Genomic DNA, 22,000 nt, shown 5'->3' on the forward strand with positions numbered 1-22,000 from the left:
GGCCGGCCACCGAAGCGACAATCCAAACCGGCCTTGATCGGCGCGCTGCCTTTTGCCGCGACATCGCGCGTTCGGCCGGTGCTGTGGCGCTCGACGGTTTCATCAATCGCGTCAGTGGCTTCGGCATGAAGGGCCCGCAGGACTTCCTGACCGAGACGGACGCCGCCGTGGAGCGGCATCTCAAGGCACGCATCGCCGAAGAATTCCCCGAGGACGGCTTTCTCGGCGAAGAAGGCGGTGGGGCGATCAAATCGGATATCTGGGTCGTYGATCCGATCGACGGCACGGCGAATTTTGCCCGCGACATTCCGCATTTCTGCATCTCGATCGCTTTCGTCAGCAATGGCGAAACCGAGATCGGCGCGATATATAATCCAGTCTTGGACGAGCTTTATTTCGCTCGACGCGGGCAAGGTGGAACGCGCAACGAAAAAGCGCTTTCGGTTGCCAAGACAGGCGATTTCGATGCCGCCTGCGTCGAGTTCGGCTGGTCGAACCGCAAGACCAACACGCGTTATCTCGAAGTGTTGTCCAACATCCTCGAACGCGGCGCCAATGTTCGGCGCGGTGCGTCGGGCGCGCTTGGCCTTGCTTATGTCGCCGATGGCCGTTCGGACGCCTATGCCGAATTGCACATGCATGCCTGGGACTGCCTCGCCGGGTTGCTGATGGTCAAGGAAGCAGGCGGCGTGGTTGCTCCCTTCCTCTCGCTTGGCGGGCTGACCAAGGGCGGGGCGGTGCTGGCCGCAGCACCAGGTGTGGCGCCGGGCATGAGCGAAGCGACTGGCATAAAGCTCGAAGCCGGGCACTGAATTCTTCCGCACAGCATCATAACGAGCATCAAGGCCGAACGCCCCATGGACATCAACAGCCCGCGATATGAGCGTCCGGCGCTCAGCCTGATCGAACGCAGCATCGCCGGCTATGGCGTTGACGTCTATGTCGGCGGCATGGACGGCGCGGGCGACCTCGAATTGCTCAAGGAAAAGAACATCACCACGGTGGTGAACTGTGCGGTCAATCTCGACTTCAACTACGCGACCGAGCCGTTTGGCGAGGGCGAGGCGGCTGACGCCATCTACGGCGTCGGTGCCGTGCGCTACTACAAGCTTGGCCTGATCGACGGCCATGGCAACCCAGAGACCATGATGCTCGCAGGCTACTATCTGCTGCGCGGCGCGTTCTCGCAGCAATTGCCTGACAAAAGTACCTATCGCCGGCGCGAGAAGGGCAATGTGCTGGTCAATTGCCGTGGCGGCCGCAGCCGTTCGGTGACGCTGGTGGCGCTGTTCCTGCATGTCGAAATGCCCGAGAAGTTCCCGACCCTCGACGATGCGCTCAACCACGTGCGCACCAAGCGCGAGCTTCGGCCTGACGAATGGCACGAGGCGCCGAAGCCGATGCTGATCGCCGCCGCGCGCAAGGCGGCGCAGTGGATCGCAATGATCGACRAGGGGCTGCCGGAACAGCCAACCGGGCGCGCAGCAGGCGTCCTTGCCACGGCCTGATGATGGCGCGTGCCGCCCACGAGTGAGAATGAAATGAAGATTGCCGTTATCGCCGACCCGCATTTCCACGACATCACCCATCGCCAGGGCGGGTGGTCGGGCGACGGGGCGGCGATCCGGACGCTCGCCGACACAGCTGCGTCGACGCGGGTGTTCAACGAGAGCTTTCATGTGACCCGCGCGCTGCTCGACGACATCGTGCGCAGGGGCATTTCGCTGGTGGTGGTTGCCGGCGACCTGACCGACGACGGCCAGCAATCGACAATGGTCGCGGCGACCGCGCTTCTCGATGACTATTCCAGGCGCTTTGGCCTGCGCTTCGTGGCGACGCCGGGCAATCACGATCTCTACGCGATCCATGGCCGCCACCAGAGCAAGAGGTTTCTCAATCCCGACGGCTCGCACACGCTGGTGACAAGCGACRCAAATGTCGGTCAAGAAGCCTCCGTCGAGCGGATCGTCAGCGCCGAGATGTATTGCGGTGGCTACGGCACCGCCATTCCGGCCATGGGCGCCTATGGCTTCTTCCGGCGCGACAGCGACTTGCATTGGGAGTGTCCATTTGGCGCCGACGATGCGCTTGCGGCGCGCACCTTCGACATCGCCTCGGCCGATGGCCTGACCAAGCGGCGCATCATCGATGCGTCATTCCTGGTCGAGCCGGTCGAAGGGCTGTGGCTGTTGTCGATCGACGCCAATGTCTTCGAGCCGCGCGATGGCGATCTCGATCCGGCGCTGGAAAAGAGCTACCTCGACAGCACCGATGCTGGCTGGAACTCGATGCTTCGCAACAAGCCCTTCGTCCTCGCGTGGATGAAGGATGTTGCAGYGCGGGCCAAGGCTGCGGGCAAACAGCTGATCGCCTTTTCGCACTATCCGATCATTGATCCGCTCAACGGTACCTCGGCTGACGAAGGCAAGCTTCTGAACGATACGAGTTTCCTGCGCCGCACGCCGGGTGCGGAGGTTTCTCGCGCCGCAGCATCCACCGACATCAAGGTTCATTTCAGCGGCCATCTGCACATCAATGACACGGCTGTGTTTCGCGATGGCGACGATTTTCTCGTCAACATCGCCGTGCCATCGATGGTCGGCTTCCCGCCAGCCTACAAGATTGTCGATGTCGGCAGCGATCGGCTGGGGGTGGAAACGATTACCATCGCCGACGTGCCCGGATACGACGCGGCCTTCCCACACTATCGCATCGAGGCGGCAAGGGAGGGGCTTTCGGCAGCGGTGACGGAAGCGAAAAGCCATGCCGATTTCCTGAGCCGGCACCTCGCCGAAATGGTGCGGCACCGCTACTTGCCCAAGGAGTGGCCGCAGGATCTGGCCGGGCTTGTGCCTCAGCTGACACTTGGCGACCTGTATGCCTTTGCCGGCATATCCGGGCCGCTGACCGTCGAGGACGCGCGCGCCATCGTCGCTCACGAGCAGAATGGGACGGGACCGATGGGTGCGCTTCCGTTCTTCGAGGTGATCGTCGACTGGTATCGGCTGCGCAAGGGCAGKGAGATCGCGCTCGATTTCATCGATGCCGGGCGCATCGCAGCCTATCGTCTGACAGCGCAGCGATATGCCGCCGGATCATGGCCGCAGGGCAGCCTGCAGGACCGGCTCGCCTCCTTCATGCGCATGATGATGGACTGGCTCGACAGTCTACCCTCTCGCGATTTTTCCGTCGACCTCGCCACCGGAAAGGTCGAGCGCAACGATCATTTGGGCCGCACGGTGCGGCGCCAGACCGGAGCGGCGTGAAAGCACACGCGCCCGCCGCTCAAGGCGCCGGGATCGTCGCTTTCCAGAAGCGTGGTGATGTGTTCGGCGATCTGGGCGATCGGCTGACGGAATGTGGTCAGCTGATAGGATGCCCAGCTGGCCTGCTCGATATCGTCGAAGCCGACGACGCAGAGGTCCGCCGGCACGTTCATGCCAAACTCGACGCGCGCCGCATCCATGAAACCGCAGGCCAAAAGGTCGGTGACGCAGAACGCCGCCTCGGGCCGTTCCGAGCCGCTGAGCAGCAGGCGCCCGGCTTCGAAGCCGGCACCGTAACCAGTTGGGCCGGCGCGGGTGATGGTGACGTCGAGGCCAGCCTCTTTGGCGGCTTGTTGGAAGCCGCGCTCGCGCGCAACCAGGCTTGGCGTGCCCGCTTGCGAGGAGACGACCGCGATGCGGAGGCAACCAGCGCGGTGCAGCATGTGGAACGCTTCGCGGGCCGCGATACCGTTGTCGACGGTGATGCTCTCGGGGCCATCGAGATGGTCGTCGCGGTTGATCAGGATGACGTGCTGGCCGCTGTTGATACAGGTGTTGATGAGGGATGCCGGCGGCGTGCCTGAAAGGACGACGGTGGCATTGGCGCGGTAATTCAGCGTCTGGCGCAGAGCCGCCTCGACACTGTCGCTGTCGCCCGAGGTGTTGATGACCATGGCGACGCGATTGATCGCCTGCAGGCGCCTGGTAATCGCATCGAGCAGGCGCGAATGATAGGGCGTATTGATGTCGGCGCCGATGAGACAGACGATGCCGCTGTTTTCGTGGATCAGGCTGCGGGCGAGATGGTTGACGTGGTAGCCGAGCTGTTCGGCAGCCTCCAGAACCTTCTTGCGTGTCGTCTCAGAAACGCTCGCCCCATCGGTGAAGGTGCGCGATACCGCCGAGCGCGAAACGCCGGCCAGTTCAGCGACCTGCTGTGCGCTGACGAATGACCTGCCCGGCTTCAGTTCGGACATTGCACAGCTCCAGTTTGGCCACGCGGCGAACCGCTTCGCAAGCGTTGCACAAATGTGCAACGCACTATCCCTGATACAATCGGATTGTGGCGTCTGCAATCCTGTAGCTGCAATCTTGCAAAGGCTAGTTGCCCGGCGGCAATGCCTAGGACGTAGCTTCGGCCATTGCCTCGACAGGTGTGGCTATATCAGCAACCGACAGGTTGCGGATGAGGGTCGCGAGTTCCGGCTCGTCGATGAGGACGGCGGCATCGGAAGGTGCCAGCCATGCACGTTGGCGCGCGCCTGCCTCTTGCCAGTCCTGCAGTTCCTCGGACACCTCGATCAGGTAGGCGGTGACCACGACATTGACGAAGCTGGTCGACAGCCGTTTCCAGTAGCAATAGCTACCCGCCGGCTTTTTCAGCGCCTTTCCGCGCACGCCGGCTTCCTCGCGGGCCTCGACAAGGGCTGCCTGGCGCGCACTTTTGCCCTTCATCGGCCAACCCTTGGGCACGATGAAACGGCGGGTGCCGCGCGACGTGACAAGCATGACCTCAAGTTCGCCGCCCCCGTTCAGCCTAAACGGAATGGCAGCAACCTGGGCGATGATCTCGCCGTTGGTCGCTTTGCGAAGGGTCTTCTTGTCCTTTGGCATTTTCGCCCAATCATTCCTTTCGATGCGGCTATGTCAGGTGCTTCAGATTTAAGAATGCACCCTGGCCGGTTCAGCTTCATGACGCCTAAGATAGTGCCATGAACACGATTGCAAAATGCGTAAAAAGCACTCACTCTGCAACAGGCTAAAACGACATCAGATCGTTAGACGACGAAAAATAAATCGGAGGGAACCAAAACATGAAATCTGCCTATTTGCGTTCGGCCGCTTTGGCCGCAGTTCTTGTCGCCGGCGGTACGGCGGCACAGGCCGAAAGCCTGACACTTTATTGCGCCGCCGATGAGGCATGGTGCCAGCAGATCAAGACCGGTTTCGAGGAAAAGACCGGCATCACCGTCGATATGACACGCAAGAGCTCGGGCGAAACCTATGCGCAGGTACGTGCGGAAGCCGGCAATCCCAAGGGTGACGTGTGGTGGGGTGGCACCGGTGATCCGCATCTGCAGGCGGCCCAGGAAGGGCTGACCGAGGAATATATGTCGCCGATGCGCGGCGAGTTGCAGGACTGGGCGATCAAGCAGGCGGAAGCTGCCGGCAATAAGACCATCGGCGTCTATTCCGGTGCGCTGGGTTTTGGCTACAACAAGGACCTGCTGGCCAAGAACGGCCTGCCTGAGCCGAAATGCTGGGAAGACCTGACCAAAGCCGAATACAAGGGCCAGATCCAGATCGCCAACCCGAACTCTTCGGGCACCGCTTATACGACGCTGGCGACGATGGTGCAGCTGTTTGGCGAGGACAAGGGCTTCGACTACATGAAGGCCCTGCACAAGAACATCAACCAGTACACCAAGTCGGGCTCGGCGCCGATCAAGGCCGCAGGTCTTGGCGAGACCACCATCGGCATCGTGTTCATGCATGACGCGGTGGCGCAGACTGCGGCTGGTTTCCCGATCGTGACTGTCGCGCCATGTGAAGGCACCGGCTACGAGATCGGCTCGATGTCGATCATCAAGGGCGCGCGCAATCCCGAGGCGGCAAAGAAGTTCTACGACTGGGCGCTTACGGCCGAAATGCAAGGCAAGGCCAAGGACGTGAAGTCGTTCCAGCTGCCGTCAAACAAGTCGGCTGCGGTTTCGGAGCTGACGCCCGACCTCTCGACGATCAAGCTGATCGACTACGACTTCAAGAAGTACGGCTCGAGCGACGAGCGCAAGCGGCTGCTGTCGAAATGGGACACCGAGGTCTCGACCCTGCCGCAGTAACAAGCCATGCGCTCCCGCGATTTCAGCGGCCGCCTGCATCCGGCCGTCATCTTGTGGATGGCGGTCGGGTGGTTGGGTTTTGCCGTGCTCCCATGGTTCGGTGTCGAAGACGGGTTCTTCGGCTTTTCCTGGCTGTTTGAAGGGTATCCGCTCGACAGCGAGTTCGCGCCCGCGCTGATCCTCAATCTCAAGGGCGAGAAGCTATGGCTGGCGCCGCTCGGCGCGGCGCTGGCAGCGCCGCTGTTGCTGTGGGGGCGCAAGAAATCAGACCCGCTGTTCGGCAAATTGTTGATCGCTGTCGGCGCCGCCGGTTTTGCCTGGATGATGTTCCAAGGCTTTGCCATCGGCCTGCGCGGATGGCAATTCGGCTGGCTGCAAAGCTTGTTTGGCGATTTAGGCGATCGCCAGTTCGGCATGGGCTACGGCGCTCTTCTTGTCGGCCTCGCTTTCCTGTTCTTGTTCTCGCTCGGGCTTGCGGCGCGTGGCGCGGTCGGCGGCGACGTATTCGTGGTCTCCACCATTGCCTTCGTGGTCGCTGCCGTCGGGCTTTTCATCTTCATGCCGATCCTGCAGATGCTGGCCAATGCGCTGATCACGGACGAAGGCACATATTCGTTCAGCATGTTCCTCGGCAAGCTGTTCAGCGCCCGGCTGTGGGGCCTCGATTGCCTCGCCGGTGGCAGCCGTTGCGGCGTTGCCTGGAATTCGCTGTTCCTGGCTGTTCTTGTCGGCGTTCTGACCACGATCCTCGGGCTCGTCTTCGCGCTGGTGGTGACCCGGACTGGTTTTCGCCAGGGCAAGCTGTTGCGCGCGCTGACGGTGCTGCCGATCATCACCCCACCCTTCGTCATTGGTCTCGCCATCATTCTTCTGTTTGGCTTGTCCGGTGTGATCAACCAGTCAGTTTCCGAGATGCTGGGCATCCAGCCAACCCGCTGGGTCTACGGCCTGCCTGGCTTGCTCATCGCGCAATTGCTGGCATTCACGCCGATTGCCTTTCTGGTGCTGATCGGCGTTGTCGAGGGTGTCAGCCCGTCAATGGAGGAGGCGGCACAGACGCTACGCGCCAATCGCTGGCAGACCTTCTGGACGGTGTCGCTGCCGTTGATGCGGCCGGGACTCGCCAATGCCTTCCTGCTCGGCTTCATCGAAAGCATGGCCGATTTTGGCAATCCGCTGGTGCTGGGCGGCAATTTCGACGTGCTGTCGACCGAGATTTTCTTCGCCATCGTGGGCGCGCAGAATGACGAGGCGCAAGCCGCGATCCTGGCAATGGTGCTACTCGCCTTCACGCTGGTCGCCTTTTATGCGCAGCGCTTCTGGCTCGGCAAGAAGTCGTACACGACGCTGTCGGGCAAGGGCGATTCCGGCGTGCATCCGCAATTGCCGACCGGACTCAGGCGCACCGTCTATGGCGTTGCCGGCTTCTGGGCGATCTTCACCATCGTCATCTATGGGACGATCTTCTACGGCAGCTTCGTCAAGCTCTGGGGCGTCGATCACAGCCTGACCTTCGCCCACTACGTCAAGGCATTCGCCGTCGGCTGGAACGAGTTCGGCATCCATTGGAAGGGCTCGGCCTGGAGCTCGTTCTGGACGACGATGATGATCGCGCTGATCTCAGCTCCACTGACCGCCGCCATCGGCCTGCTCACCGCCTATCTTCTGGTGCGGCAGAACTTTGCCGGCAAGAACGCCTTCGAGTTCGGCACCATGCTGTCCTTCGCCATTCCCGGCACGGTGATCGGTGTGAGTTATGTAATCGCCTTCAACGTGCCGCCGATCGAGCTGACGGGCACCGGCATCATCCTGGTTCTGGCTTTCATCTTCCGCAACATGCCGGTGGGCGTGCGGGCAGGGGTGGCGTCGATGTCACAAATCGATAAGAGCCTGGACGAGTCGTCGCTGACGCTTGGCGCCAATTCCTGGCAGACCTTTCGCAAGGTTGTGCTGCCGCTGCTGCGACCGGCGATCCTTGCGGCTTTGGTCTATTCCTTCGTTCGCGCCATGACCGCGATCAGCGCCATCATCTTCCTTGTCAGTGCCCGTTACGACATGTCGACGAGCTACATCGTCGGGCGCGTCGAGAACAACGAATACGGCATCGCGATCGCTTATTCGGCGGTGCTCATCGGCGTCATGCTGGCGGTTGTCGGGCTGATGCAGCTGTTGGTCGGGCGGCGCAATATCGGCCGGCGCGGGCATGAGTTGTCGCAGTCGCGTACGAATGTGAGCCAACCGGCATTTTCAGGAGGCGGCTGATGGCCGAGATCAAGAGCAACGCCGCTTCGGTGGAGTTCCGCGAGGTCACCAAGATCTATGGCAAGAGCCCGACAGCGGCGGTCAACAACGTGTCGCTGTTTGTCGAGGCGGGCAAGCTGGTGACGTTGCTCGGTCCCTCGGGCTGCGGCAAGACCACCACACTTCGCATGATCGCCGGGCTGGAAATGGCGACGCGCGGAAAAATCCTGATCGGCGGGGCCGATGTGACCACGTTGCCGGCGACGGATCGCGACGTGTCGATGGTGTTCCAGTCCTATGCGCTGTTTCCGCATATGAGCGTCAACGAGAATGTCGAATACGGGCTGAAGTTCTCCGGTTTCGCCAAGAAGGAGATCGGCGAGCGCGCGCGTGCCGGCCTCGAATTGGTCGGTCTCTCCGGCTATGGCAACCGGCTGCCAAGCGAGCTTTCAGGTGGGCAGCAGCAGCGTGTTGCAGTGGCCCGCGCCTTGGTGCTCGAGCCGCAGGTGCTGTTGTTCGACGAGCCGCTTTCCAATCTGGATGCCAAGCTCAGGCGACGGGTGCGCGAGGAGATCCGCGATATCCAGACCAAGCTTGGCCTGACGGTGGTCTATGTCACGCACGATCAGGAAGAGGCGCTGGCCGTTTCCGACCGCATCATCGTCATGAACAATGCCGTCATCGCGCAGGATGGTACGCCGCGCGAACTCTACGACGCGCCGGCGGATGCCTTCGTTGCCGACTTCATCGGCGAGGCCAACATCTTCGATTGCGAGATCGCTTCGGTCGACAATGGGTTGGCGAGCGTACGGCTGGGCAGCCTTGAGACGAAGCTCGATGCGCGTGGCATGAAACCGGGGGCGGCCAAGCTTGCCGTGYGGCCTAGCCGCATCGAGATCCGTCCGGTTGGAAGCCCGCGCACCTTTCCGGGCCGGCTCGACAAGGTGACCTATGTCGGCAGCGATCTGGAGTTTATGGTCGGTACCGAGTTCGGCGATGTCTTTGCCGTGTCACCTGATGTCGACGCGCAGTTCAGGCCTGGACAGGAGGTAGGCATTGGTTTTGCCGCGCGTGGGCCTGTGTTGATCCGGGGTTAGGATTCACATGAAACCCTGCGCCGCAGCCGCCACCGCAAGATAACGCACCAGCTTGGCCGAGCTGACGAGCGCCAGGAAGCTCCACAGCGGCTCCTTCAGCGTGCCGGCAATGAGCGTCAGCGGGTCGCCGATGATGGGCACCCATGACAGCAGCAGGCTCCAGCGGCCGTAGCGGCGATACCAGCCTTCAGCGCGCGCCAGGGCGGCGGGGCTCGCGGGAAACCAGCGACGGTCCTTGAAACGGTCAACCTGGCGCCCGAGCAACCAGTTGACCCATGAGCCCAATACGTTGCCGATCGTGGCGACGATGATGAGCAGGGCAAGCGAATAGCCGCCGTTGAGGATCAACCCTGCAAGCAGGGCTTCTGATTGCGCCGGCAAAAGCGTCGCGGCGGCGAAGGCCGCGACGAACAGGCCGCCATAGGCGGCGAGACTGGTCACCGCGATTTCACGCGGGCTATTGCGTCTGAGCCCGGCCGGAAAGGCCGTCGATGATCGGGCAGTCGGGACGGCTGTCGCCATGGCAATTATGCACGAGATGGCGCAGCGTGTTGCGCAGTTCCGTCAGCTCCGCAAGCTTGCGGTCGATCTCGACCAGCTTGGTCTCGGCGAGGGCTTTGACGTCAGCACTTTCGCGCTCCTTGTCACCGTAGAGCGACAGAAGCTGTCGGCATTCCTCGACCGAGAAGCCAAGGCTGCGCGAGCGCTGCAAGAAGCGCAGGCGGTGGACGTCGGACATGGAATAGTCGCGGTAGCCATTGTCGGCCCGGTCGGGACGCAACAGGCCGATGTCTTCGTAATAGCGGATGGTCTTGGCCGGCAGGCCCGACTTCTCCGATGCTGTACCAATGTTCATGGCCACTCCTTGAGCATCGGCCCGAAAATCGGAATCGATTTTCGGAAAAGCACGATGCGCAGATTCAAAAACTTAGCCTCATATAAAGCTTCCAGTTACTGGAAGTTCAAGGGGCTGGCGAAATCGTGATGCAGGCCGGCGCGCGAGGCGCCGGCCTGCGGTTATCAGGTCAGGCGTCGTAGGCCATCGACGTCATCATGCCGCCCGCCATGTGGTAGAGATGGTGGCAATGCAGCGCCCATTTGCCGGCATTGTCGGCGTCGAAGGCGATGGTCACCATGCCCATATTGGCCGGCACCAGCACCGTGTCGCGCATGGCACCGGCAAAACGCTTGCCGTTGACCGCGACCACCTGGAAGTGGTGGCCGTGCAGGTGCATCGGGTGCGACATGGTGGTGTGGTTCATGAAGGTGAGTTCGAAGCGGTCGCCGCTCGTCACCGCCAGCGGCTTGTCCTGGCCATGCATGGCGCCATCGAGCGTCCAGACATAATTTGGTCCTTCGCCCAGCATCATGGTGTGCTCGCGCGTGGCCGTCTTTTCCGTCAGCGGCTTTGTGGCGCGGAGCCGCTGTTCCAGCTCGGCGCCGACGGCGGGGAAGTTCGTATCCGCCATGTCGGCGAATTTGGCGACGGTGGCGCCCTTCGCCGCGAGGACCGCACCAGAGCGCATGCGCCCGCCTTCCTGCACGGCGAAAATTGGCCAGGCCGAAGCTTCTTTCGGCAGCTCGATGATGATGTCGAGACGCTGCGCCACGGCGAACTCAAAGCGCGAACCCTCGATCGGCTCGACCGGCATGCCGTCGACTGCGATCAGCTTGCCAGAGAGTTGGCCGAGGTCGATCCACATATTGGTGCTGGCGGCGCCATTGATCAGGCGCAGGCGGACGCGTCCGCCTGTTTCAACGGCAAAGACCTCCGGATCGTCGAGCGTGCGGTCGTTGGCAAGCAGGGCATCGTATTGAACGTCCTGCAGGTGAGACATTGCACCCCCACCCATTTGCATGCCGCCCATGTTCATCGAGCCATGGTCCATGCCGCCCATTTGTCCGCCACCCATCGCCGTGCCCGGCATGTTGTGGCCCTCGTGGCCGCCTGCCGCCGGGGCCGGAGCAGGCGCCATCGCGCTCATGTCGTGGCCGCCGGCCTTCAGTTCGGCGAGAATCTCCTGGGGGTCGCGGAAGGTGAAGTCGTGGAACAGCACCACCACTTCCTGCACGTCCTGTCCGGCCTCGGCCGGATCACGCACGATCAGTGGAGCGGCGAGCATCAATTGCTCCTGCAGCCCGAAATGCGAGTGCATCCAGAAGGTACCCGGACGGGCGACCGGGAAGTCGTAGTCGTGACTGCCGCCGTCGGGGATCGGCTCCTGGGAGATGCCGGCAACGCCGTCCTGTTGCCACGGCGGAGTGAGGCCGTGCCAGTGGATGACGGTGGGCTCGCCGATGAGGTTCTTCAGCTGGACCCGGAAGTTCTCGCCGGCATTCATGACGAGGCCCGACCTACCGTCAGCCTGGTTGAGGCCGAAGACATTGGCGGCCTTGCCCTTGACCTCGATGACGCGCTTGGCGGCAGTGATGACCTTGTGGCCGTCAGCACGTGCCGGGCGCACCGGAAGCAGGAGTGAGGGAACCGCTGCGACGGAAAGCGTAGCGGCCGATGCCGCGAGGAAAACGCGGCGTGAAAGGGTTTTCATTTTCATTGTCTCCAAAACTGATTGTCTCCCGGCACGGAACGAGCCGGGGCGTGCGCATCGATGCGCTTCAGCTCAGGAGAATGATGGCGGTCGAAGATGGGGCGACGCGATCGATCCGTAAAGCGGCTCGGTCTTCGCGGGAACAGGTGAGATGCCAGTCAGATTAAGAAAGGCACTCGGCAGTGGAAGCGGTGCGCAGTAGCTGCACGAGGCAAGACATTGCGCCAGGCAGGCCCGGCTGTCCTCATCCTGGGACAGGTCCCCGCAGCAAGCCATGTCTGCCTTGGCGTGATGGGACACTGTTTGAATGGCATGCGCTTGATGCTGGCTGCCGGCCTGATGGGCGGAGGCCGCCTGGCTGAGCGCAAGAAAGAAGAGGAGCAGCAACGGCAGCATCAGGCGCAGGGCCCTCAACGCCGTGGACCTGCCCTCGGCCATCACGGCAACGCGCCCACCAGCCTGCCCGCGCCTGATGGCGCGGAGCGGATGGGTCGTGGCTGAGATGTGCCGCATCAAATGCATATCCTATCAATGGGTACTGGGCCCGTTGTGGTCAAGCGGCGTTGTTGTCGCTTCCCTCAGGTGTGAAGAAGACGTCGGCATGAATGTCGCTGGCCGGCACCCCACGCGCGCCGAGAATAGCCATTGCCGCGTCGACCATGGCCGGGGGACCGGCGACATAGGCCTTGGCACCGGCAAGGTCGCGATGGTCTTCGCCAAGCGCGTCGGAAACGTAGCCGCTGCGCCTGCCATCTGTGGCGGTGAGCGACAGCACGGGCACAAAGGTCAGGTTGGAAAATCTCCGCTCCAGCGCGCGAAAATGCTCGACCAGATAGAGGTCGTGCTCTGCGCGGGCACCGAAATAGACATGGATCGGCTGGTCCATGCCGGCATGGAGCGCTGTCTCGACGATCGACTTGATCGGTGCGAGGCCGCTGCCGCCCGCAATGGCCACGATCGGTCCCGGATGCGCTTCGCGCAGATAGGCCGCGCCTGCCGGGCCTTCGATGTGGACAGTGTCGCCTGGCTTCAGCGCGGCATGGATCCGGCCGCTTGTCACCCCGTCGGGGACCGCCCGCACATGCAGTTCGATGAGCTCTTCGTTGGGGCGATTGGTCATTGAATATTGCCGCGGCGGCGCACCGGGGACGGTCAGCGTCAAATACTGCCCGGCAGCGAAGCGGAAGGCTGCGCGATCGGAAAGCCGCAGGCGCAGAGCGATGATGTCGTGGGTCATGGGCTCGATGGTGGTGACCTCGGCATCCTGGGTGACAGCGAGCCTGGCGACATAGGCTTCGTCCAGCCATTCCACGGACACGTCGTTTGTCGGCACCGACCGGCAGGCGAGAATGAGGCCAGCGGCCCGATCTTCCTCGGTAAGGGCGAAAGGCGAGTGCTTGCCGAGTTCGACATCGCCACTGATCAGGCGCGACTTGCAGGAACCGCAGCGGCCGGAACGGCATCCATGCGGATAGGCAACGCCGGCTTCGAGTGCAGCTTGCAGGATCGTCTGCTCGGCAGCAATGGGGATGCGGCGTCCAAGTTGGGGCAGGGTGATATGGGGCATGATGTTGCTCACGTGGCCTTGGTCAGGTCGAGCAGCGCCTCGATCTCGGCGTGCTGCACGGCAAAGGTGCCGAAAAAGATGTGCTTGTCGTCGATGATGGTGATGGGCGCGACGCGAACGCCAGTGCGGCGCTTGGCTTCCTCGGCGATCTCGGGGTCGCGCAGATCGCGCTCGACGAAAGGCAGGCTCTGCGCGTTCAGCCAACGCTTGAGAGCGAGGCAATCCGGGCAGGTCGGCGTGGTGAATATCTCGATCCAGGGTGCGACTTTGGTCGACATGTGCCTAGCCTTTGAAATGAGGAGAGGGGCGGCCGCCCAGAACCCCATCCTGATGGATGGGTTCCAGCTTTTTGTTTGAGCATGATCTCTTCCGAAAACCGGGGCCCACTTTTCGGGATCATGCTTTGACGGCGGGCCGGGGAGACGTCACGCGGCTTGCGCGAGTGCTGGGGCGCCTGATGTAGCCGTCGCCCGCACCGGCGCCTGGAAGCGCTTGAGCCGCATGGCGTTGCCAAGCACAAACACGCTCGACATCGCCATCGCACCGGCAGCGAGCATCGGCGACAACAGCGTGCCGCTGACCGGATAGAGCACGCCCGCCGCAACCGGGATGAGGGCGGCATTGTAGGCGAAGGCCCAGAACAGGTTCTGACGGATGTTGGCGATGGTCGCCTTCGACAGGGCGATCGCATTGGTCACGCCGAGCAGGTCGCCCGACATCAGCACGACGTCTGCACTYTCGATGGCAACGTCAGTGCCCGTGCCGATCGCGATGCCGACATCGGCCTCGGCCAATGCCGGTGCGTCGTTGATGCCATCGCCGACGAAAGTCACCGCCCGTCCGCCTGTCCGCAGGCGCTTGATCGCGTCGACCTTGCCGTCAGGCAGCACCTCGGCAACCACCTCGTCGATGCCAAGCTGGGCAGCGATGGCTTCGGCCGTGCGGCGATTGTCGCCGGTGATCATCGCGACCTTCAGTCCCATGTCGTGCAGCGCGCGGATCGCCTGCGGTGTCGTCGCCTTGATCGGGTCGGACACCGCGATGATGGCGGCGAGCTTGCCGTCGATGGCCGCGTAGAGCGGGGTCTTGGCCTTGTAGCCCATGCGGATCGCCGCTTCCGCGAAGTCCTGAACGGAGATGCCGAGCTTGGCCATGTAGCGGTCGGCACCGATATCGACGCGGTTCTTGCCGACGCTGGCGCTGACGCCGAAGCCGGGAATAGCCTCGAATGCGCTGGTTTCACCTGGCATCAGCCCCTCTTCCTTCGCGGCAGCGACGATTGCCGAGGCCACGGGATGCTCGGACTGGGCCTCGACAGTCGCGACCAGCGACAGAACCTTGGCGCGTTCAAAACCCCTGGCGACTTCGAGGTCGGTCATGACGGGCTTGCCTGCGGTCAGCGTACCGGTCTTGTCGAGGGCCACGACCTGGGTTGACTTGAGCAACTGCAGTGCTTCGCCATTGCGGAACAGCACGCCGAGTTCTGCGGCACGGCCGGTTCCGACCATGATCGAGGTCGGCGTGGCAAGGCCCATGGCACAGGGGCAAGCAATGATCAGCACGGCGACCGCATTGACCAGCGCGAAGCTGACGGCGGGCTCGGGGCCGAAGAACAGCCACACGGCAAAGGTCAGTGCCGCAGCAACCATGACCGCAGGCACGAACCAGGAGGTGACCTTGTCGACCATCGCCTGGATCGGCAGTTTCGAGCCTTGCGCGGTTTCGACCATGCGGATGATCTGCGCCAGCAGCGTGTCGGCGCCGACCTTGGTGGCACGGTAGGTGAAGCTGCCGGTTTTGTTGATGGTGCCGCCAACGACTTCCGCGCCTTCGCCCTTGCTGACCGGAATCGGCTCGCCCGAGATCATGGATTCGTCGATGTAGGACGAGCCGGAAAGGACGATGCCATCGACCGGCACTTTGTCGCCCGGGCGCACCTGGATGACGTCGCCGGCAGCGACATCTTCAAGCGCGACGTCGACGAACTCGCCATTGCGCTGGACGCGCGCCGACTTCGCCTGCAGGCCCATCAGCCGCTTGATCGCTTCGCTGGTGCGGCCCTTGGCCTTGGCCTCGAGTACGCGGCCAAGCAGGATCAGCGTGATGATGACCGCCGAAGCCTCGAAATAGACATTGGCGGTACCTGCCGGCAGTACGCTGGATGCAAATGTGGCCACCACCGAGTACGCCCAGGCGGCGGTCGAGCCGAGCACGACCAGCGAGTTCATGTCGGGTGCCAGACGCAGCAGGGCTGGCACGCCCTTTTGGTAGAAGCGCAGGCCGGGGCCGAACTGGACGATGGTCGCCAGCACGAAAAAGGCGATGTAGAGCGGCTGCTGGCCGACGTTCATCAGCAGCCAGTGGTGCATGGCGGGGATGGCGTGCGAGCCCATCTCGAGCACGAAGATCGGCAGCGTGAGTGCGGCTGCGATAGCGAAGTCGCGCTTGAGGTTGGAGAATTCACGGTTGCGGGCGTCCTCGCGGCTGTCGCCTTCGGCGTCGGCATTGTCGCTGCGGCGCGTCTCGTAGCCGGCCTTGCGGATGGCGGCATCGATGGCGGCACGAGAGGCTGCGCCAGCGAACGACTCGACGGTGGCGCGTTCGGTGGCGAGATTGACGGACGCCTTGAGCACGCCCGGCACGGCAGCGATCGCCAGCTCGACGCGGCGCACGCAGGAGGCGCAGGTCATGCCCTCGATCTCGATCTCCGACTTTTCGACCGGAACCTCGTAGCCGGCTTTGTTAATGGCGGCGATCACAGCGGCGGATTCCACCGTGCGGTCGAAGACAACGTCGGCGCTTTCCGTGGCGAGGTTGACGGCAGCCGCCGTCACGCCCGGCACCTTGGTGATGGCAATTTCGACGCGGCGCACGCACGAGGCGCAGGTCATGCCTTCGATCGGGAAGCTTTGGCGGATGGTGCCGGTTGCCTTGGTCGGCGGGTTCACGGAAGCATTCATGGTCATGGACCTCTATTTTCATCGATTTCGAAGTGAGGTCTAAGGCTTCCAGTGTTGGGAAGGTCAACAGGTTTCTTGCAGATTTTTCAGACTGAAGATAACTGACTGAAAACATTGTGAATTATGCTTTCCCGGTCGCTCGGCCTGCATTTTGAGGCAGGAGGAAAGCTCGGTAACAGGATCCGCGATCCAAAAATCGTTTGACCTTCCAGTTGCTGGAAACACCACATAGCAGAGACGGCGCGATGCCGACCCGAAAGAGGACTTGAAATGCTGAAGATGAATGTTCCCGACATGACCTGCGGCCATTGCGCAGGCATGGTGACCAAGGCTGTGCAGAGCGTTGACGCTGGCGCGCGCATCGACATCGATCTGRAGTCGCAGACCGTTTCGGTCGAAACAAGCGCCGRTGCCGCCCAGGTTGCCCAGGCGCTCGACGCTGCCGGCTATCCGGCGCAGGCCGTCTGATCAGTCAAGCCGGCGTCAAGGGCGGTGCGGACGGAGCAATCCTGCGCGCCGCCCTTTGGCGTTTAACTTGGCTGCCAAGAAGATAGGCCGGGTTGTGGAAGAGTTTCCGCTGCCACATTAGCCCTTGCAAATATGACGCGGCCCCGCGCTACCTTCCTCCCCTAGTATTTCCGCGCCAAATCAAGCTATGATGCGGCTGGCCTTCCTCAGGGGATTGTGTCCCTCGGAATGCCGGGAGGAACCGAGGATGGCCATTGCGCTCGTACTCGTTCTGATTGTCGTCGGCTCGGTGCTCTTCCATGCGCTGAGCCCTTGGTGGTGGACGCCGATAGCCTCCAACTGGGGCTACATCGACAGCACTCTCGTCATGACTTTCTGGATCACCGGCGCGGTCTTTTCCGCCGTCGTGCTGTTCATGGCCTATTGCATCTTCCGCTTCCGCCACAAGGAAGGGCAGAAGGCTGCCTACGAGCCCGAGAGCAGGAAACTCGAATCCTTGCTGACGATCGTGACGGCAGTCGGCGTGGCGGCGATGCTGGCGCCCGGCCTGTTCGTGTGGAGCCAGTTCATTACCGTTCCGAAGGATGCCACCGAGGTCGAGGTCGTTGCCCAGCAGTGGCAATGGAGCTTCCGCCTGCCTGGCGCCGATGGCAAGCTCGGCACGTCGAACGCGCGGCTGATCACCTCGGACAATCCGCTCGGCATCAATCCGGACGATCCCAACAGCAAGGACGATGTCGTCGTCCAGGCCGCCGACCTGCATCTGCCGATCGACAAGCCGGTCAAGATGGTGCTGCGCTCGATCGATGTGCTGCACGATTTCTACGTGCCGGAGTTCCGCGCCAAGATGGACATGGTGCCGGGCATGATCACTTATTTCTGGTTCACCCCGACGCGGACCGGAACCTTCGAGGTTCTGTGCGCCGAGCTTTGCGGCGTTGGCCATGCCTTCATGCGTGGCACTGTGCTGGTCGATACCCAGCAGGACTACCAGACCTGGCTGCAGCAGCAGTCGACCTTCGCCCAGCTGTCCCAGCCAGCGAAGGTGGGCGCGCTCGTTGCGCCTGCAACAAGCAAGGCGAAGGTGGAATAGAGCAGCATGAGGCGGGATCGCCGCAACGGCGACCTTGCCAGCAAAACAGGAACGACAGACGCGAAGAGGTACCGATGGTCGATGTCACGCCACATGGAACCGACTTCATTCCGCCCGCCGAGGTCGCGGAGGCCGAACTTTACCATCCGCACAGCTGGTGGACGAAATACGTCTTTTCGCAAGACGCCAAGGTCATCGCCATCCAGTATGCCGGAACGGCCATTGGCATCGGGCTCGTTGCTCTGGTGCTGTCCTGGCTGATGCGGCTGAAGCTCGCCTTCCCCGACACCTTCTCCTTCATCACGCCCGACGCCTATTACCAGTTCATGACCATGCACGGCATGATCATGGTCATCTACCTGCTCACTGCCTTGTTCCTCGGCGGCTTCGGCAACTACCTGATCCCGCTGATGGTCGGCGCGCGCGACATGGTGTTCCCCTATGTCAACATGCTGAGCTACTGGRTCTAYCTGCTTGCCGTTTTGGTGCTGGTCGGCAGCTTCTTTGCACCAGGCGGCCCGACTGGGGCGGGGTGGACGCTTTATCCGCCGCAGGCGATCCTGTCGGGTACGCCAGGCGGGCAGGATTGGGGCATCATCCTGATGCTGGTGTCGCTGATCCTGTTCATCATCGGCTTCACCATGGGCGGGCTCAACTATGTGGTGACCGTGCTGCAGGGCCGCACGCGCGGCATGACGCTGATGCGCCTGCCGCTGACTGTGTGGGGCATCTTCACCGCAACCGTCATGGCGCTGCTGGCCTTCCCGGCACTGTTCGTCGCCTGCGTGATGATGCTGTTCGACCGAGTTATCGGCTCCAGCTTCTTCATGCCGGCGATCGTCGAGATGGGCGAACAACTGCCGCATAATGGCGGCAGCCCGATCATGTTCCAGCACCTGTTCTGGTTCTTCGGCCACCCCGAGGTCTATATCGTGGCGCTGCCGGCCTTCGGCATCGTTTCCGACCTGATCAGCACCCATGCGCGCAAGAACATCTTCGGCTACCGCATGATGGTGTGGGCGATCATCGGCATCGGCGCGCTCTCCTTCGTGGTCTGGGCGCACCATATGTATGTCTCGGGCATGCACCCGTATTTCGGCTTCTTCTTCGCCACCACCACGCTGATCATCGCCGTTCCCACTGCGCTCAAGGTCTACAATTGGGTGCTGACCCTGTGGCGCGGCGACATCCACCTCACGATCCCGATGCTGTTTGCGCTCGCCTTCATCGTCACCTTCGTCAATGGCGGGTTGACTGGCCTGTTCCTTGGCAACGTGGTGGTCGACGTGCCGCTGTCGGACACGATGTTCGTGGTCGCCCACTTCCACATGGTGATGGGCGTGGCGCCGATCATGGTCGTCTTCGGGGCGATCTACCACTGGTATCCCAAGATCACCGGCCGCATGCTCAATGAGTGGCTCGGCCGCTTAMATTTCTGGGTCACGTTTGTTGGTGCTTATCTGATCTTTTTCCCAATGCATTATATCGGTCTGATCGGTGTGCCCCGGCGTTATCCCGAGCTCGGCGACACCGCCTTCATCCCCCCGTCCGTGCATACTCTGAACGAGTTCATCACCATCGCAGCACTCACCGTCGGCTTCGCCCAGATGGTGTTCCTGTTCAATCTCATCTGGAGCATTCGCCACGGCAGACATGCCGGCGACAATCCATGGCGGGCAACGACGCTGGAATGGCAGACCGCCGGCACACCGCCGCCGCACGGCAATTTCGGCAAGGACCTGCCGGTGGTCTATCGCTGGGCCTATGATTATTCGGTGCCCGGCGCGCCTGAGGACTTCATTCCGCAGAACGACCCCGGTCCGTTGACGCGAGGTAGGCCCGCATGAGCGCCATCCTGATCTTCCTCGCCCTGATCACCGGCATTGCCGGCTGGTGGCTGGCGCGGCAACGGCTGATGTCCAAGCCGTGGCTGGAAGTGGGGCCGGTCAATGCATATCCCGAGACCGAAGCGCCGCTCATGCATCCGGCGAAGATCGGGCTCGGCGTATTTCTCGCGGTCGTAGGCACGCTGTTTGCGCTGTTCATCAGCGCCTACTTCATGCGCATGGTCTATGACGACTGGCAGGCGCCGCCGATGCCGCGGCTGCTCTGGCTCAACACGGGCATGCTGGTGCTGGCGAGCATAGCGCTGCAATGCGCCGTGGTTGCCGCGCACAAGGGCCAGTTCGACAATCTGCGGCTTGCCTTGCTGACCGGCAGCCTGACTTCGGTGGCGTTCCTGGGCGGGCAGTTGCTGGCCTGGCGGGATCTGGCGCAAAAAGGCTATTTCGCAACCGAAAACCCGGCCGTCAGCTTCTTTTACCTGATCACCGCGATGCATGGGCTGCACGTCATCGGCGGCTTGATAGCGCTCGGCAGGACCAATGTGCGGGTGTGGCGAGGTGACAGATCGCCGAAGCTCGTCCTGTCGACCGAGCTGTGCGCGATGTACTGGCATGTCCTGCTGATCGTGTGGCTGGTGCTGTTTACAGTGCTGATGGGCTGGGCCGCCGACTTCATCGACATCTGTCGCCGGTTGCTGAGCTAGGAGATACGGGGATGGCCGAAACCACGCTGGGACATGCCGACCACACCGCGCCGCGGCCACCTGGCCTGCGCGGCATCGTCGCCGACGTGTCGTCCGACCAGAGGGCGTTCAAGAACGTCTCCTGGGGGAAGGCCATGATGTGGATCTTCCTGCTCAGCGATACCTTCGTCTTCGGTTGTTTTCTGTTGTCCTACATGACCGCGCGCATGTCGACTGTCGTGCCATGGCCGAACCCGAGCGAGGTGTTCGCGCTGCATCTGTTCGGCCGCGACGTTCCGCTGATCCTGATCGCGATCATGACATTCGTTTTGATTTCGTCCTCCGGCACGATGGCGATGGCTGTCAATTTCGGCTACCGCCGCGACCGCAAGAAGACGGCGATCCTGATGCTGCTGACCGCAGCCCTTGGCGCGACCTTCGTTGGCATGCAGGCGTTCGAATGGACCAAGCTGATCACCGAGGGTGTTAGGCCGTGGGGCAACCCGTGGGGCGCGGCCCAGTTCGGCTCATCGTTCTTCATGATCACCGGCTTCCACGGTACCCATGTGACGATCGGGGTGATCTTTTTGTTGATCGTCGCGCGCAAGGTGTGGCGCGGCGACTACGAGACCGGCGCGCGCGGTTTCTTCACCAGCAGGCGGGGCCAGTATGAGAGTGTCGAGATCATGGGGCTCTACTGGCACTTCGTCGATCTGGTGTGGGTGTTCATATTCGCGTTCTTTTATCTTTGGTGAGGTGGAGCGATGGTACAGGTCGAAGCGCAGGATCACGGGCTGCATGGACACGTCACTGCCGCCCATACGGTTACGCATGCCGAGGGCCAGGGCCAGCAGCATCCGATCAAGCTCTATCTCGTGGTCTGGGGATGGCTGTTCATTCTCAGCGCCTGCTCCTATGCAGTCGATTATTTCGCCTTGCAGGGCTATCTCAGATGGGGCCTGATCCTGACCTTCATGATACTCAAGGCAGGCCTGATCGTTGCCGTATTCATGCATATGGCCTGGGAGCGACTGGCCCTAGCCTATGCGATCATCGTTCCGCCGCTGGCGCTCCTCGTCTTCGTAGGAATCATGGTGCTTGAATCTCGCTATACCGAGATCACCCGCGTCCTCTCATTTGGTGCCGGCTAGGTGTTTAGTCCCGGCATTTGCTGGAGCGGGTCGCGAGAGAACCGTTGTGGCTGGGAAAGCCATGCCTTGCAGATGAATTCGTAGGGCGTGAGGCCTTTGAGGGTCTTGAGCCTGCGGCCGAAGTTGTAGGCCAAGACGAAGTCGGCAAGGTGCTGGCGGAGTTGGTCGTGGCTCTCATAGTAGAAACGCCTAACGGTCGCCTCCTTAATGGTCCGGTTCATCCTCTCGACCTGGCCGTTGG

At 62.3% G+C, this 22,000-nt stretch carries 22 protein-coding genes; 12 read left to right on the plus strand and 10 right to left on the minus strand.

All coding sequences use genetic code 11. From position 1 onward, the window contains the following. The first annotated feature begins 20 nt into the window (after window positions 1-20). The 3 genes from AC1DUU_RS04815 to AC1DUU_RS04825 are packed head-to-tail and all read left to right on the plus strand — an operon-like array spanning window position 21 to window position 3,266. Window positions 21-812 carry an inositol monophosphatase family protein gene (locus tag AC1DUU_RS04815; RefSeq protein ID WP_476782299.1) on the plus strand — a complete coding sequence of 264 codons (792 nt, stop codon included), beginning with the start codon at window positions 21-23 and terminating at the stop codon, window positions 810-812. 45 nt (window positions 813-857) lie between these two features. Continuing rightward, entirely contained in the window at window positions 858-1,508 is a 651-nt protein-coding gene (locus AC1DUU_RS04820; protein ID WP_476782279.1) for a dual specificity protein phosphatase family protein, read from the plus strand. Between the two features lie 33 nt (window positions 1,509-1,541). Beyond that, the gene (locus AC1DUU_RS04825) at window positions 1,542-3,266 is read left to right on the plus strand and encodes a metallophosphoesterase family protein (protein WP_476782280.1); all 1,725 of its coding nucleotides are present in this window, start codon (window positions 1,542-1,544) and stop codon (window positions 3,264-3,266) included. Here the strand turns inward: AC1DUU_RS04825 and AC1DUU_RS04830 are convergent. Further along, window positions 3,224-4,243 carry a LacI family DNA-binding transcriptional regulator gene (locus AC1DUU_RS04830; protein ID WP_476782281.1) on the minus strand — a complete coding sequence of 340 codons (1,020 nt, stop codon included), beginning with the start codon at window positions 4,241-4,243 and terminating at the stop codon, window positions 3,224-3,226. The genes AC1DUU_RS04825 and AC1DUU_RS04830 overlap by 43 nt on opposite strands. 145 nt (window positions 4,244-4,388) lie before the next feature. Beyond that, window positions 4,389-4,880, minus strand: coding sequence for an NUDIX hydrolase (locus AC1DUU_RS04835; protein WP_476782282.1), 492 nt, complete (start codon window positions 4,878-4,880; stop codon window positions 4,389-4,391). Between the two features lie 200 nt (window positions 4,881-5,080). Here AC1DUU_RS04835 and AC1DUU_RS04840 point away from each other — a divergent pair, with 200 nt between their 5' ends. The 3 genes from AC1DUU_RS04840 to AC1DUU_RS04850 are packed head-to-tail and all read left to right on the plus strand — an operon-like array spanning window position 5,081 to window position 9,444. Further along, window positions 5,081-6,106, plus strand: coding sequence for an ABC transporter substrate-binding protein (locus AC1DUU_RS04840; protein ID WP_476782283.1), 1,026 nt, complete (start codon window positions 5,081-5,083; stop codon window positions 6,104-6,106). 6 nt (window positions 6,107-6,112) lie between these two features. Beyond that, on the plus strand, window positions 6,113-8,368 hold the full coding sequence (locus AC1DUU_RS04845) for an ABC transporter permease (protein ID WP_476782284.1): 2,256 nt from the start codon (window positions 6,113-6,115) through the stop codon (window positions 8,366-8,368). Beyond that, window positions 8,368-9,444, plus strand: a complete 1,077-nt coding sequence (locus AC1DUU_RS04850; RefSeq protein WP_476782285.1) for an ABC transporter ATP-binding protein — start codon at window positions 8,368-8,370, stop codon at window positions 9,442-9,444. The genes AC1DUU_RS04845 and AC1DUU_RS04850 overlap by 1 nt, the downstream gene beginning before the upstream one ends. A 3-nt stretch (window positions 9,445-9,447) precedes the next feature. Here AC1DUU_RS04850 and AC1DUU_RS04855 read toward each other — a convergent pair whose 3' ends face one another. The 7 genes from AC1DUU_RS04855 to AC1DUU_RS04885 all read right to left on the minus strand — a co-directional run bounded on the left by AC1DUU_RS04855 (window position 9,448) and on the right by AC1DUU_RS04885 (window position 16,520). After that, window positions 9,448-9,885, minus strand: coding sequence for a YqaA family protein (locus AC1DUU_RS04855; protein WP_476782286.1), 438 nt, complete (start codon window positions 9,883-9,885; stop codon window positions 9,448-9,450). A 16-nt stretch (window positions 9,886-9,901) separates the two neighbouring features. Continuing rightward, on the minus strand, window positions 9,902-10,300 hold the full coding sequence (gene cueR / locus AC1DUU_RS04860) for a Cu(I)-responsive transcriptional regulator (RefSeq protein WP_476782287.1): 399 nt from the start codon (window positions 10,298-10,300) through the stop codon (window positions 9,902-9,904). Window positions 10,301-10,469: 169 nt separating this feature from the next. Then, on the minus strand, window positions 10,470-11,993 hold the full coding sequence (locus AC1DUU_RS04865; protein WP_476782288.1) for a multicopper oxidase family protein: 1,524 nt from the start codon (window positions 11,991-11,993) through the stop codon (window positions 10,470-10,472). Window positions 11,994-12,065: 72 nt separating this feature from the next. Continuing rightward, window positions 12,066-12,506, minus strand: a complete 441-nt coding sequence (locus AC1DUU_RS04870) for a hypothetical protein (protein WP_476782289.1) — start codon at window positions 12,504-12,506, stop codon at window positions 12,066-12,068. 40 nt (window positions 12,507-12,546) lie between these two features. Next, window positions 12,547-13,560 (minus strand): 2Fe-2S iron-sulfur cluster-binding protein, encoded by a 1,014-nt coding sequence (locus AC1DUU_RS04875; RefSeq protein WP_476782290.1) that lies wholly within the window; start codon window positions 13,558-13,560, stop codon window positions 12,547-12,549. 8 nt (window positions 13,561-13,568) lie between these two features. Next, window positions 13,569-13,838: a glutaredoxin family protein gene (locus AC1DUU_RS04880; RefSeq protein WP_476782291.1), complete on the minus strand. Its 270-nt coding sequence runs from the start codon at window positions 13,836-13,838 to the stop codon at window positions 13,569-13,571. Between the two features lie 147 nt (window positions 13,839-13,985). Continuing rightward, window positions 13,986-16,520: a heavy metal translocating P-type ATPase gene (locus tag AC1DUU_RS04885; RefSeq protein WP_476782300.1), complete on the minus strand. Its 2,535-nt coding sequence runs from the start codon at window positions 16,518-16,520 to the stop codon at window positions 13,986-13,988. 270 nt (window positions 16,521-16,790) lie between these two features. Between AC1DUU_RS04885 and AC1DUU_RS04890 the strand changes: the two genes are divergently transcribed. The 6 genes from AC1DUU_RS04890 to AC1DUU_RS04915 all read left to right on the plus strand — a co-directional run bounded on the left by AC1DUU_RS04890 (window position 16,791) and on the right by AC1DUU_RS04915 (window position 21,759). Continuing rightward, window positions 16,791-16,988: a heavy-metal-associated domain-containing protein gene (locus AC1DUU_RS04890; protein WP_476782292.1), complete on the plus strand. Its 198-nt coding sequence runs from the start codon at window positions 16,791-16,793 to the stop codon at window positions 16,986-16,988. Between the two features lie 247 nt (window positions 16,989-17,235). After that, window positions 17,236-18,081, plus strand: coding sequence for a cytochrome c oxidase subunit II (gene coxB / locus AC1DUU_RS04895; protein ID WP_476782293.1), 846 nt, complete (start codon window positions 17,236-17,238; stop codon window positions 18,079-18,081). Between the two features lie 74 nt (window positions 18,082-18,155). Beyond that, a complete protein-coding gene (locus AC1DUU_RS04900) occupies window positions 18,156-19,928 on the plus strand; it encodes a cbb3-type cytochrome c oxidase subunit I (RefSeq protein ID WP_476782294.1) in 1,773 nt (590 codons plus the stop codon). Next, window positions 19,925-20,629 carry a cytochrome c oxidase subunit 3 gene (locus AC1DUU_RS04905; protein ID WP_476782295.1) on the plus strand — a complete coding sequence of 235 codons (705 nt, stop codon included), beginning with the start codon at window positions 19,925-19,927 and terminating at the stop codon, window positions 20,627-20,629. The genes AC1DUU_RS04900 and AC1DUU_RS04905 overlap by 4 nt, the downstream gene beginning before the upstream one ends. 11 nt (window positions 20,630-20,640) lie before the next feature. Continuing rightward, window positions 20,641-21,363: a heme-copper oxidase subunit III family protein gene (locus tag AC1DUU_RS04910; protein WP_476782296.1), complete on the plus strand. Its 723-nt coding sequence runs from the start codon at window positions 20,641-20,643 to the stop codon at window positions 21,361-21,363. A 9-nt stretch (window positions 21,364-21,372) separates the two neighbouring features. After that, a complete protein-coding gene (locus AC1DUU_RS04915; RefSeq protein ID WP_476782297.1) occupies window positions 21,373-21,759 on the plus strand; it encodes a cytochrome C oxidase subunit IV family protein in 387 nt (128 codons plus the stop codon). Here AC1DUU_RS04915 and AC1DUU_RS04920 read toward each other — a convergent pair. Continuing rightward, on the minus strand, window positions 21,756-22,000 hold a 245-nt coding region (locus AC1DUU_RS04920), incomplete at its 5' end, for an integrase core domain-containing protein (protein ID WP_476782298.1). The two genes, AC1DUU_RS04915 and AC1DUU_RS04920, sit on opposite strands and share 4 nt — an antisense overlap.

Source organism: Aminobacter sp. P4_H6_2 (genome assembly GCF_056400805.1).